General features: G+C 59.6%; 10 protein-coding genes. 1 reads left to right on the forward strand and 9 read right to left on the reverse strand.

Annotated elements, in window-relative coordinates; translation table 11 throughout:
* Window positions 1-2: 2 nt before the first annotated feature.
* Window positions 3-239, reverse strand: coding sequence for an acyl carrier protein (locus tag GT495_RS01640; RefSeq protein ID WP_161161214.1), 237 nt, complete (start codon window positions 237-239; stop codon window positions 3-5).
* 52 nt (window positions 240-291) lie between these two features.
* Window positions 292-1,251, reverse strand: a complete 960-nt coding sequence (locus GT495_RS01645; protein ID WP_161161215.1) for a 3-oxoacyl-ACP synthase III family protein — start codon at window positions 1,249-1,251, stop codon at window positions 292-294.
* 176 nt (window positions 1,252-1,427) lie between these two features.
* Here GT495_RS01645 and GT495_RS01650 point away from each other — a divergent pair, with 176 nt between their 5' ends.
* Window positions 1,428-2,204: a biotin--[acetyl-CoA-carboxylase] ligase gene (locus tag GT495_RS01650; RefSeq protein WP_161161216.1), complete on the forward strand. Its 777-nt coding sequence runs from the start codon at window positions 1,428-1,430 to the stop codon at window positions 2,202-2,204.
* 116 nt (window positions 2,205-2,320) lie between these two features.
* On the opposite strand, the gene rpsJ is transcribed toward GT495_RS01650, so the two are convergent.
* The 7 genes from rpsJ to GT495_RS01685 form a co-directional block, all read right to left on the reverse strand.
* Window positions 2,321-2,629 (reverse strand): 30S ribosomal protein S10, encoded by a 309-nt coding sequence (gene rpsJ, locus GT495_RS01655; protein ID WP_161161217.1) that lies wholly within the window; start codon window positions 2,627-2,629, stop codon window positions 2,321-2,323.
* A gap of 61 nt (window positions 2,630-2,690) precedes the next feature.
* Window positions 2,691-4,790 carry an elongation factor G gene (gene fusA / locus GT495_RS01660; protein WP_117854517.1) on the reverse strand — a complete coding sequence of 700 codons (2,100 nt, stop codon included), beginning with the start codon at window positions 4,788-4,790 and terminating at the stop codon, window positions 2,691-2,693.
* Window positions 4,791-4,809: 19 nt separating this feature from the next.
* Window positions 4,810-5,283 carry a 30S ribosomal protein S7 gene (gene rpsG, locus GT495_RS01665; RefSeq protein ID WP_006235013.1) on the reverse strand — a complete coding sequence of 158 codons (474 nt, stop codon included), beginning with the start codon at window positions 5,281-5,283 and terminating at the stop codon, window positions 4,810-4,812.
* A gap of 73 nt (window positions 5,284-5,356) precedes the next feature.
* Window positions 5,357-5,734 (reverse strand): 30S ribosomal protein S12, encoded by a 378-nt coding sequence (gene rpsL / locus GT495_RS01670; protein WP_006235012.1) that lies wholly within the window; start codon window positions 5,732-5,734, stop codon window positions 5,357-5,359.
* A gap of 680 nt (window positions 5,735-6,414) precedes the next feature.
* Window positions 6,415-7,491 carry a DUF4179 domain-containing protein gene (locus GT495_RS01675; protein ID WP_161161218.1) on the reverse strand — a complete coding sequence of 359 codons (1,077 nt, stop codon included), beginning with the start codon at window positions 7,489-7,491 and terminating at the stop codon, window positions 6,415-6,417.
* Window positions 7,442-7,960: an RNA polymerase sigma factor gene (locus tag GT495_RS01680; protein ID WP_161161219.1), complete on the reverse strand. Its 519-nt coding sequence runs from the start codon at window positions 7,958-7,960 to the stop codon at window positions 7,442-7,444. The genes GT495_RS01675 and GT495_RS01680 overlap by 50 nt, the downstream gene beginning before the upstream one ends.
* A 319-nt stretch (window positions 7,961-8,279) precedes the next feature.
* On the reverse strand, window positions 8,280-12,758 hold the full coding sequence (locus tag GT495_RS01685; protein WP_370457560.1) for a DNA-directed RNA polymerase subunit beta': 4,479 nt from the start codon (window positions 12,756-12,758) through the stop codon (window positions 8,280-8,282).
* Window positions 12,759-12,763 lie beyond the last annotated feature (5 nt).

Consider the following 12,763-nt stretch of genomic DNA (forward strand, 5'->3'; position numbering starts at 1 on the left):
CACTACTTCTCCAATGCCGCCTCGACCGTATCGACGAACTCGCCGACCGTCTTGGGGTTCTCCTCGGTATCGAGCTCAATGCCAAACTCGTCCTCGACGGCAACGAGGATCTCGACGGTACCCAGGCTGTCGAGGCCAATCTCCTCGAGCGTGGACTCAGGCTTCATCTCGGCATCGTCAAGGCCGGCGGTCTCGCGGATAACGTCGCAAACGCGCTCGAAGGTCTTCTGATCTGCCATGGTTGTTCTCCTTTGTTTGTGCCCCAGGGGCGTTTTCATTTCCTATGTGCAACTACTTCCAGCGAAGTAGATAGCCACCTACATCCAAGCCGGCGCCAAATCCGACCAGGGCGATGGTGTCGCCCGCGTGCAGCGCGCCGGTATTTGCCAGTCGATCGAGAGCAAGCGGAATGCAGGCGCTCGAGATGTTGCCGGTTTCACGCAACGTTCGGACCACACGGTCGTCCGGCACACCTAAGCGCTTGACCGCCTGGCTCAAGATTCGTTCGTTAGCCTGATGGAATACAAAGTGGTCGATGTCCTCGACCGCGATGCTCGCGTCGCAGACGAGCTTGTTGACCGTGTCGCAGATGGCATTGACGCCAAACTTGAAGACGCGACGGCCTTTCATAGAAAGCACGCTTTCGCGGTCCTGCGCCGTCTTATACGGCGAGGAGCCTGCCAATCCAGGGACGCGCAGTGTTTCGACGTCAGGCGACGTCGAAAGCTCAACAGCAAGGGGATTCTCTCCCCCAGCCTCTATGACCGCAGCACCCGCGCCATCGCCAAAGAGCACGCACGTGGCACGGTCGGTCCAATCGAGCGCCCGCGTCATCTGCTCGGCGGCAACGACCAGCACGTACTTGGCGCGACTGCGGGCGATATAGCCCTCGGCGACATCGAGTGCAAATACGAAACCGGCACAAGCCGCCGAAACGTCGAAGGCAGGACATATGGCACCCAGGCGCTTAGCAACGGCGCACGCTTCGGCGGGGACGAGATGATCGCCCGTCGTCGTCGAACAGACGATAAGATCCAGCTGGCTCGCATGGATTCCGGACGTCTGGAGCGCTTGCTCGCTCGCTGCCACGGCAAGGTCGTCGAGCGACTCGGTGGTGCACACATGGCGGCTCTTGATCCCCGTGCGGGTAAAAATCCACTCATCCGAGGTGTCCAGGAACTCGGACAGCTCGTCGTTGGAAACGCTGCGCTCAGGAAGTGCCGAGCCCGTTCCCAGTATCATGAAACCCATCGCTCACCTCCTTTGAGTTGTTGATGTGTTTACATCGACCAAGAGAGGATAGCGCATTCTGCGCTTTGTTGACGTGCTAACATTAAATTGTCTAAATGCGACAAAGGCTTCACATTGTGTCTATCTCTCGACACCATTGCGTCATTCACTTATTCATTAAGGAGGTAGCAGCCGCTATGGATGCACAATTAACGATAGTCAACGTAACCGGATCGACCAATGATGACCTGCTCGAAGCAGGAAAACAGGGTGCGCCGCACGGCACAGGACTTGCCGCTCGAGCCCAAACGGCAGGACGCGGCCGACGCGGCCACAAGTGGGACTCAACCGCCGGCAACCTGTTGCTTTCGATTGTCCTACGTCCACGTGTTGATCCCGCCAAGTACTCTGGTCTTGCCGCCGTCAGCGGCCTAGCGGTGCTCGGAACGCTCGAGGCACAAGGTCTTGCGAACGAGATCGGCCTCAAATGGCCCAACGACCTCGTCGCGCGGGGATATAAGCTTGGCGGCATTCTGGTCGAAGCGGCGCGCGACAACGAGGGCGAGCCCTTCGCCGTCTGCGGCATTGGCGTCAATGTAAACTACACGCCCCAAGAGGTGCCCGATGGCGGCTTGGCGGCAATTGGCCTCTCAGACCTCAACGAGAATGTTCCCGCCGTCGATGTGCTGCTCAAGGAGGTCTATCACGCCGTTATAGGCGCTGTAGATGCGTGGGCAGAGCGCCTCAACGCCATGGAAGAAAATGCCGGGGCGCTCGCGCCCGCCCACGGCGAATATGTCGCTCACCTCAATTGGATTGGGGAGCACGTTATCGCCCGCTCCCCCGCTGGAGACGAACTGGCGCAAGGCATCTTTCAAACCGTCGATGACTTTGGTCGCGCGTGCATCGAGACGGAAGACGGCTTGCGATCCTTCCATTTTGAGGAGGCATCCCTGCGCCCCTTGGGCGAATAAGGCGCCACAGCCACCCGCTCGACAGTATTAGCCGGTCCCCCAAGGCCATCATGCAAAACAAAAGAGCCCCGCTACCGTAATGGCAGCGGGGCTCTGTAAGCTATGAGCGATATCGCTTAGAGCTTGATGTCGATGTCGACGCCAGCGGGGAGGTCGAGACGCATGAGCGAATCAACGGTGCCCGAGGTGGGGTCGAGAATGTCGATGAGGCGCTTGTGGGTGCGCATCTCGAACTGCTCACGAGAGTCCTTGTTCATGTGCGGCGAGCGGATAACCGTGTACAGGTTGCGCTCGGTGGGCAGGGGGACAGGACCGGAAACGCGAGCGCCGGTCTTCTGAGCGGTCTCGACGATGAGCTTCGCGGACTGATCGACGACCTCGTGATCATAGCCCTTGAGGCGAATGCGGATCTTCTGGGTAGCCAACTTAAACCTCCAAAGAGTGCGAGAGATGTTCTCGCAGGATTACGTAACAGGGAGCTCGAACTTAGGCGTTCTTGCTCATGACCTCGTCCACGATGGACTTGGGCGCGGGCTCATAAGAGTCGAACTGCATCGTGTAGGATGCACGGCCCTGGGTCTGGGAGCGAAGGTCGGTAGCGTAACCGAACATCTCGCCCAGCGGCACCTTGGCACGGATGAGCTTGCTGTTCTTGCGATCCTCCATGCCCTCGATCTTGCCGCGGCGACCGGAGAGATTGCCCATAACGTCGCCCATGTACTGCTCGGGGGTCTCGACCTCGACAGCCATGATCGGCTCGAGCAGCTGCGGATCGGACTTCTTGAGGGCGTCCTTGATAGCCATGGAACCGGCGATCTTGAAGGCGGCCTCGGAGGAGTCGACCTCGTGGTAAGAACCGTCGAACAGGGTCACCTTGACGTCGAGGACCGGGAAGCCGGCGATAACACCGGTGTTCAGGGCCTCCTGGATACCCTTGTCGATGGACGGGATGTACTCCTTGGGCACGACGCCGCCGACGATAGCGTTGACGAACTCGTAGCCGAAGCCCTCCTCCATCTTCTCGAGCTTGATGACGGCGTGGCCGTACTGACCGCGGCCACCGGACTGACGGACGAACTTGCCCTCAGCCTTCTCGACGTCGTGACCAGCGGTCTCGCGGTAGGCAACCTGGGGCTTACCAACGTTAGCATCAACCTTGAACTCGCGGAGCAGACGGTCGACGATGATCTCGAGGTGCAGCTCGCCCATGCCGGCGATGATGGTCTGGCCGGTCTCGTGATTGGTGGACACCTGGAAGGTCGGGTCCTCCTCGGCGAGCTTGGTCAGAGCCAGGGACATCTTGTCCTGCTCGGCCTTGGTCTTGGGCTCAATAGCAACGTCGATAACGGGCTTGGCGAACTCGATCTTCTCGAGGACGATCTCCTTGCCCTCGGCGCACAGGGTGTCACCGGTGGTGGAGTTCTTGAAGCCGACGCAAGCGACGATGTCGCCGGCGGCAGCGTCGTCACGGTCGATACGCTCGGCGGCGTTCATCTCGAGGATGCGGCCGAGGCGCTCGCGCTGACCATTGGAAGCGTTGACAACGTAGGAGCCGGACTCGGCACGACCGGAGTAAACGCGGACGTAGGTGAGCTTACCGACGAACGGGTCGGTCATGATCTTGAAGACCAGGCCGGAGAAGGGCTCGTCGAAGGAAGGATGACGCTCGATCTCCTCGCCGGTGTCCGGATCGGTACCGGTGACGGCCTCGACGTCGAGCGGGCTGGGCAGGTAGTCGACGACAGCGTCGAGCAGCTCCTGGACGCCCTTGTTCTTGTAGGCGGAGCCCACGAAGACGAGGTTGAGCTCGTTGGCCAGAACGCCCTTGCGCAGAGCAGCCTTGAGCTCCTCGACGGTGAAGTCCTCCTCCATGAGGATCTTCTCCATGAGCTCGTCATCAAAGCTGGCAGCAGCGTCGAGGAGCTCCTCGCGCTTGGTGGCAGCGATGTCGGCGAACTCAGCCGGGATCTCATCCATCGGCTCGGGGTAGGTCATGCCCTTGTCGTCGGCCTTGAAGTCCCATGCGGTCATGGTGACGAGGTCGATGACGCCCCAGAAGTTGTCCTCGGCGCCCATCGGGACCTGAGCGGCCACGGCGTTAGCGTCGAGACGATCCTTCATGGTCTCGATAGCGTTGAAGAAGTCAGCGCCCACGCGGTCATACTTGTTGATGAAGGCGATGCGGGGGACGTTGAAGGTGGAAGCCTGACGCCAAACGGTCTCAGACTGGGGCTGAACGCCGGCAACGGCGTCGAAGACGGCGACAGCGCCATCGAGGACGCGCAGGCAGCGCTCGACCTCGGCGGTGAAGTCAACGTGGCCCGGGGTGTCGATGATCTGGATGCGGTAGTCCTTACCGTCCTTGTTCCAGAAGCACGTGGTAGCAGCGGAGGTAATGGTTACGCCGCGCTCCTGCTCCTGAACCATCCAGTCCATGGTGGCAGCGCCCTCATGGACCTCACCGATCTTGTGGGTCTTACCGGTGTAGTAAAGAATACGCTCGGTCGTGGTGGTCTTACCGGCATCGATGTGAGCCATGATGCCGATGTTACGGGTATCGGAAAGCTTGTACTTAGGCTTAGCCATGTTAGTTCCTTACCTTAACTTACCAACGATAGTGAGAGAACGCGCGGTTGGCCTCGGCCATCTTGAAGACGTCCTCACGCTTCTTGACGGAAGCGCCCAGGCCGTTGGAGGCGTCGAGGATCTCGTTGGCGAGACGCTCGGCCATGGTCTTCTCCTTGCGAGCGCGGGAGAAGTTGACGATCCAGCGGATACCCAGAGCGGTGGAACGACGGGAGTTGACCTCCATCGGGACCTGATAGGTAGCGCCACCGACACGCTTGGGCTTAACCTCGAGCGTGGGCTTGACGTTGTCCATAGCCTTCTTGAAGGTAGCGAGAGCGTCGCCACCCTCGGACTTCTCGGCAACGATCTCGAAAGCGGTGTAAACGATGCGCTCAGCGGTGGCCTTCTTGCCGTCAAGAAGGACCTTGTTGATGAGCTGAGTCACCAGGCGGTTGTTGTAAACGGCGTCAGGCTGAACCTCACGACGATTAGCTGCTGCACGACGCGGCATGTGAAATCTCCTTAAGTGTCTACCGTGCGGCGCTTAGGCGGCACACGGCGAAAGTATCAAAACGTTATCTGGCTTATTTGGCCTTGGGGCGCTTAGCACCGTACTTGGAACGGGCCTGCATACGGTTCTGGACCGGAGCAGCGTCGTAGGCGCCACGGATGACGTGATAACGGACACCAGGGAGGTCACGGACACGACCGCCGCGGACGAGCACGATGGAGTGCTCCTGCAGGTTGTGGCCCTCACCCGGGATGTAAGCAGTAACTTCGATGCCGTTGACAAGGCGAACACGGGCAACCTTACGAAGAGCCGAGTTCGGCTTCTTGGGGCTCGTGGTGAAGACGCGGGTGCACACGCCGCGCTTCTGGGAGTTGTGCTGCAGAGCAGCGTTCTTGGACTTCTTGGGCACGGAACGACGGCCCTGACGAACCAGCTGGTTAATAGTAGGCAAAGCGTACTCCTTCTCGAATGATTCCAGCTTTCTGTAAAGTGCAACGGCTTGAATCGAGGGGTCAGCATCCCCCTACGAAACACGCAGTTGGATAGGATACGTGGCGTTAGCTGTGCCGTCAACAGACCACGCCGCCGGGCGTATCCCAAAATTGGCACATTTCCGCAAAGCCTACACAAAAGGAATCCCCTCCTGTGCGCGGGGGCGGATTCCCAGACCGGGCCGCCCGCTGTTTAAGTTTGCTGCTCTACAGTCCTGCGCAAGACGGAAAGCACATTAAGTGCTTTCCTTTGCGTGCGGACTCGCGACAAACTTAAACAGCGGGCGGCCCGGTCCGAGAATCCGACGTGCTCGTCGGGGCAACGTTACCTGCCAAAAAGGGACAGGTTTATTTTGGTCGGTTTTATCTGGGGAAACGTCACCCCTCACGATGATCTGCTTCCTTTTGCAGCATGTGGATCAACAACGTTTTCGGAAGTGCGGGGAAAAATCGTAAACCTCTCAGCAGACCGACATTATTGACAACAAAACCGCAGTTCAGTAGGGGGTTAGATTATGAGTGTGGTCGCAAGTTCTGAGTTTTTCACCGCACTTCCGATAATCAGACGAATAGCGTCCTATTCAGCCCTCCATTTAACACAAAATGGGCCGCTTCCCCTCGTAGGAAACGGCCCCAAATCTTACGAATAGACGATGGTAAAGGGTTCCGACGTTTCAGCGCCCCCTGTTGAAGTGCAGCGTGTGCCTTCGAGCGTTACTGAAACCACTTGGTCGACATCAATCAACTTCGTTGGCACCCAAATGTTCTCTCCGCTATTGCGTGCCATCGAAACATAGAAATTGTACGCCCCTGCGGCGTCATCTTTGATAACCTGTTCCGATCCATCCTTGTAGGTGACGGTCAGCTTATGATCAACAGCTTCATAGCTCAGATCATCGATGTGCGTCTGGATGGAAAACGGACTGATCTCGAGAGACGAGTCATCAGAGTGAAGTTCCTTAGTCTCGACGCGCTCTCCGACGCTAAACTCGGGCGTCGACGCCTCGAACAGCTTCGCATCCTCGCCTTCGCCCTCGGTCCAGCAGATATTCCAGGTGACCGCATGTCCCAAATCTCGCTCGCGATCCCACGAGGCAAAGTATATCGTGCCATTAATGACCGTGTCGCTTGATGTGTCCTTATCAATGGTGCAGCGTGTGTCAGCCCATTCCTCGCCGAAGTTCATGCTGGGCGTGCCGATGCCCTGTTCTTCTTCACCATAGAGAACAAGTTCGCCTGTATCTGCTGCCGGCTTGTAGTAGTTAACACCATTTGGATTGGACAACGTAAACGTCACGGCACCGCAACCGTTTTTATCGATAGCCATATCATGAATGTCGAGCGTATAGCCGTTGCCCTCGACGGACAGATTGACCTCCTGGACTGAACCCTCCAAGCTTTGGGGCGCGATACCATCACCAAACTCTCTGGTGTAGGTATATTTAGTCCCCGACGAGCCACCTTGAGTCCAGGTAATGGACTCTTCGTTGCCATGGTTTCCCCAGGCAGAGGCAAAATAACTGGAATTGACGACGGCGTAGGCGACCCCTCCGGTCGCCAGCACTCCGGCAAGGCATCCGATCACGGCAACATACAGAGGCTTCGCGTGACCCCTTCGGCGAAGCGGCTCACCAGCAGCGGCATAAAGAACACGGTCAGCAAGATCGCTATCGGCTTGGACGGACTCGAAGGCCTGCTTGATTTGGTTGGATTTCACGGTCGCCCTCCTCTAGGATGAACTTGAGCTTCGATCTGCCGCGAGCTAATCGCGTTCGAACGGTTGCGGCTGGTACGTGCAGCAACTCGGCAATCTCTGAAGTCGAGAAGCCCAGATAGTAATAGAGCACGATGGGGATACGGAATCGTTCCGGAAGCCGCATGACATCTGACAGGACGGCCTTGGTCTCATCCTGCGCCGTCGAAAGCGAATTGGCCAGGTTCTCAATATCCTCCACACGTCTCCATGGCTTTCGAAAGAGCGATTTGCATTCATTGATCGTGACCCGGATAAGCCATCGACGAAGATGTTCCCGGCTTTCAAATTGTGCATCGCTTTTGAGTAACTTCAGAAAGACGTCTTGAGCGACATCGTCGGCATCGGCGCGATCGCGCAGATACGTCAATGCGATCCGAAACACGACATCCCGGTGATCTTCGACCGCCTGTCTAAATGCTTGTTCTTCCATAATCACCTCCCGGTGACGGTAATGGTTCTCGATGAGGCCCTCACCATAGATACGCTCTTGCTGGACGAAATGTTTCAAATTCAAGCAGGAAAAAAACTACCAAAATAAACCCGTCCCTTTTTGGCAGGTCCCCAAGGGATCAACGGAACGCAACAGGTTGAGCATACGCAAGCGAGCGGCCCCCAGAGCGTACAAGGTGGCATGAAAAAGGCAGGGCATTGACCTTTTGGTCATGCCCTGCCTTTTGAATGACAGATTGTAGCTCTGGGGGCCGCGCAGCGACGGAGGTCGCCGCCGTTCGTTAGAACGGCGGAACTAGTTACTCCTCGTCGTTGTCCTTGGCCTCTTCGGCGTCGTCGGTATCCACGAGCTGGTTGAGCAGCTCGTCGAGGGAGGCCATGTCCTCGTTAATCGCGCCGTTGGCGGGAGCCTTCTTGTCGTCGATCGGGGCACCCAGGAGCTCCTCGTCGGCGTCGGCGTGATGCGTCGGCGTGGCGGAGGTGCCCAGCAGGATGTCGTCCGGACCGTCGGGGCTAAAGACCATCTGCAGCAGCTGCGAGAGGTCTTCCTCGTCGGCAACGTCGTCGTTGTTCTCGAGGATGTAGAGCAGGTCGTGGGCCTCAAGGCCGTCACGGAGCTCCTCGATCGCCTTGGCGCCGATGCCGTCGATGCGCAGCAGATCCTCCTCGGACTTGCCGACCAGGTCGCCGACCGTCTCGATGCCGACCTCGCTGAACTTGTTGGTCCAGCGCTGCGACACGCCCAGGTCGTCGAACAGGTACAGGCGAGCCTTCTCGGCGGAGATGGTGTGGCCGTTGCGGGTGAACGAACCATCAGCACCGCCGAACTCGTCGTAGCCGGCCCAGTCGAGCTGCTGCGGGAGCTGCTCGTCCAAGTCCTTGAGCTCCACAGGAGCCCACTCGGGCAGCGACTTGGCGTTGGGCGAGGCCGGGCCGTCGATGTCCACGTAGCCGTCGGCCGTGCGATACGTCAGCTTAGCGTTGGCGTACGGCTTGAGGCCGGTACCAGCCGGGATCTTCTTGCCGACGATGACGTTGGACTTAAGGTCGAGCAGATGGTCGACCTTGCCCTCGATGGCAGCCTCGGTAAGGACGCCGGCGGTGCGGATGAACGAGGCGCTCGACAGCCAGGAGTCGATGTTGGACGCGACCTTGAGCGTACCCAGGATGACGGGCTCGGCCACGGGAGCCTGACCGCCCAGACGGGCAACGCGCTCGACCTCGTCGGCGAACTCGTAGCGGTCGACGTACTGACCAAGCAGGTACTTGGAGTCGCCGGGGTTGGTGATCTGAACGCGACGCAGCATCTGACGTGCGAGCACCTCGATGTGCTTGTCGTTCAGGTCGACGCCCTGGCTGGTGTAGACGTCCTTGACGCTCTCGACGAAGGTGTGCATCGTCGACTCAATGTCGGTCAGCTTGCGCAGGTTGCGGAAGTTGACGAAGCCCTTGGTGATCTGATCGCCAGCGCGAACCTCGCAGCCGTCCTCGATCTCGGGCATAAAGCGCACCGAAGCGGGGACGCGACGCTCGTCGAGGACACGGGTGTGGTCCTCGGAGTCGGTGAGCGTCAGCACGTACTCGGACTTCTCGGGCTTAATCGAGAGGTGACCGGAGTACGGAGCCAGCTCGGCCTCGCGACCCAGAATCTTCTCGTTGACGTTGCCAACGATATCGAACATACGGCTGACCGTAGGCAGACCCTGCGTAATATCGTCGACGCCAGCGACGCCGCCGGAGTGAATGGTACGCATCGTAAGCTGCGTACCGGGCTCGCCGATGGACTGGGCGGCAATAATGCCGACCGCGGTACCGATGGCGACCGGACGACGGGTGGAAAGATCCCAGCCGTAGCACTTCTGGCACACGCCGTACTTGCAGCGGCAGGTGAGCAGCGCACGGAGTTTGACCTTCTTGAGGCCCGCATCGACCATCTTCTGGATGTCGGCGACGCTCTCGATGTAGCCGTCCTGCTCAAAGAGCACGGTGCCATCGGGAGCCACGACGTCCTGGATAAAGCAACGGCCGACGAGGTCGGTGTTGAGGTCGGTGGTGCCGGGGATGATGAGGTTGTAGGTGACGCCCCCGTGCGTACCGCAGTCCTCCTCGCGGACGATGACATCCTGGGCCACGTCGACCAGACGACGGGTCAGATAACCAGAGTCCGAGGTGTGGGATGCGGTATCGACCAGGCCCTTACGGGCGCCGTAGGTCGAAATGAAGTACTCGAGCGGCAGCAGGCCCTCGCGGAAGTTCGCCTTAATGGGAAGGTCGATCGTCTCGCCGGACATGTCTGCCATCAGGCCACGCATGCCGCCGAGCTGACGCAGCTGGGTCTTAGAACCACGGGCGCCGGAGTCGGCCATCATGTAGAGCGGGTTCTCCTCGTCGAACAAGTCGAGCATGAGCGCTGCGACCTTGTCGGTACAAGCGGTCCACTCGTTAACGACTTCGATGTGGCGCTCCGTCTCGTTGATGAAGCCCTCCTCGAAGTACTCGTTGATCTGGTCGACGTTAGCCTGGGCGCGATCGAGCAGCTCCTGCTTCTCATCAGGAATGAGAGCGTCCCACACCGAGATGGTGAGGCCGGCGCGGGTAGCGTAGTGGAAGCCGGAGTACTTGATGGCGTCGAGGATCGGGCCGACCTTGGCCTCGGGGTAACGATCGCAGCAGTCGGCAACCAGCTTGGCCACATCGCCCTTGACCATCTTGTAGTTCATGAACTCGTAGTCTTCGGGCAGGCACTGGCGGTTGAAGATGATGCGGCCGATAGAGGTCTCGAAGCGCGCGGACTTGTTGCCGGTGACGTCGTAGTCGACGAACTCGTTCTTGCCGTTCTTGACGCGGAAGATACGGGTGCCGTCCTCGTTGATGACGTTGGCGTTCTCGGCGGACACGCGAACTTGGATCTTGGCCTGCATGTCGACCTCGGAGCGGCAGTCATAGGCGTGCAGCGCGTCGTCGAAGCTGGCGAACACGTGGTTCTCGCCGGGCAGGCCGTCGCGGACCTGGGTCAGGTAGTACACACCGATGATCATGTCCTGCGAGGGGATGTTGACCGGCTTGCCGGATGCCGGCGAGCGCAGGTTGTTCGCAGAGAGCATGAGCACGCGAGCCTCGGCCTGAGCCTGGCTGGACAGCGGCACGTGGACAGACATCTGGTCGCCGTCGAAGTCGGCGTTGAAGGGCGAGCAGACCAGCGGATGCAGGTGGATAGCCTTGCCCTCGACCAGCACCGGCTCAAAGGCCTGGATGGACAGACGGTGCAGGGTCGGTGCACGGTTGAGCAGCACGACGCGGCCGTCGATGACCTCTTCGAGGATGTCCCACACAAAGGTGGCACCGCGGTCGATAGCGCGCTTGGCGCCCTTGATGTTCTCGACCTTGCCGAGCTCGACCAGGCGCTTCATGACGAAGGGCTTGAAGAGCTCCAGCGCCATGGTCTTGGGCAGACCGCACTGGTGCAGCAGCAGCTTGGGGTCGGTAACGATAACCGAACGGCCGGAGTAGTCGACACGTTTGCCCAGAAGGTTCTGACGGAAACGACCCTGCTTGCCCTTGAGGGCCTCGGCGAGCGACTTGAGCGGGCGACCGCCACGGCCAGAGACCGGGCGACCACGACGGCCGTTGTCGAACAGGGCGTCCACGGACTCCTGGAGCATGCGCTTCTCGTTGTTCACGATGATCGCAGGGGCGTCCAGGTCGAGCAGGCGCTTGAGTCGGTTGTTACGGTTGATCACGCGACGATACAGGTCGTTGAGGTCGGACGCGGCAAAGCGGCCACCGTCGAGCTGGACCATCGGGCGCAGATCGGGCGGAATGACCGGGATGACGTCCAGGATCATGTTCGCAGGGCTGTTGCCGCCCTTCAGGAAGGCGTCAACGACCTCGAGGCGCTTGACGGCCTTCTCGCGCTTCTGCTTCTGGGAGTCCTCGTCGGCGATGATGGCCTTAAGCTTCTCGGCCTCGGAAGGAAGATCGATGGCAGCGAGCAGGTCGCGGACGGCCTCGGCACCCATGCCACCCTTGAAGTACATGGAGTAGTAGCGGGTCATCTCGCGGAACAGCGGCTCATCGGAGATGAGGTCGCGCTCGGTGAGCTTCATGAAGGCGTTGAAGGCGTCCGTGCGGAGCTGCTTCTCGTCCTTGCACTCTTCCTCGATGTCGACGATGCCGGAGGCGATCTCCTCGGGGGTCAGCGGCTCCTCATCGGAGAACTCGTCAAAGTTCTCGGGGTTGCCCTGCTCCTTGAGGGACTCGATCTGGCGGGCGCACTCGGCATCGATCTCTTCCAGATCGGCGGCGAGCTCCTCGCGCAGGTCGTCGGCGTCGGCCTCGCGGGCCTCATAGTCGACCTCGGTGATGATGTAGCTGGCAAAGTACAGAACCTTCTCGAGGTCCTTGGACTTGATGTCGAGCATACGGCTCATCGGGAAGCTCGTGGGGCTCTTGAAGTACCAGATGTGGGACACGGGAGCGGCGAGCTCAATGTGGCCCATGCGGTCGCGACGCACCTTGGCCGAGGTGACCTCGACGCCGCAGCGCTCGCAGACGATGCCCTTGAAGCGGATACCCTTGTACTTGCCGCAGGAGCACTCCCAGTCCTTGGCGGGACCGAAGATCTTCTCGCAGAACAGGCCGTCCTTCTCGGGCTTGAGGGTACGGTAATTGATGGTCTCCGGCTTCTTGACCTCGCCGTGCGACCAGGAACGGATCTGGTCGGCGGAGGCAAGGGAGATCTTTACCGAGTCAAAATCAGTAGCTTCGAAATCTGCCACAGTCA

This window comes from Collinsella sp. BIOML-A6 (genome assembly GCF_009875845.1).
In the GTDB taxonomy this organism is placed as follows: Bacteria; Actinomycetota; Coriobacteriia; order Coriobacteriales; family Coriobacteriaceae; genus Collinsella; species Collinsella aerofaciens_H.

Coding starts and splice junctions, on each gene's coding strand:
- GT495_RS01640 (WP_161161214.1), bottom strand. CDS start 239: ATGGCAGATCAGAAGACCTTCGAGCGCGTTTGCGACGTTATCCGCGAG.
- fusA (WP_117854517.1), bottom strand. CDS start 4,790: ATGGCTAAGCCTAAGTACAAGCTTTCCGATACCCGTAACATCGGCATC.
- rpsG (WP_006235013.1), bottom strand. CDS start 5,283: ATGCCGCGTCGTGCAGCAGCTAATCGTCGTGAGGTTCAGCCTGACGCC.
- GT495_RS01645 (WP_161161215.1), bottom strand. CDS start 1,251: ATGGGTTTCATGATACTGGGAACGGGCTCGGCACTTCCTGAGCGCAGC.
- GT495_RS01650 (WP_161161216.1), top strand. CDS start 1,428: ATGGATGCACAATTAACGATAGTCAACGTAACCGGATCGACCAATGAT.
- GT495_RS01680 (WP_161161219.1), bottom strand. CDS start 7,960: ATGGAAGAACAAGCATTTAGACAGGCGGTCGAAGATCACCGGGATGTC.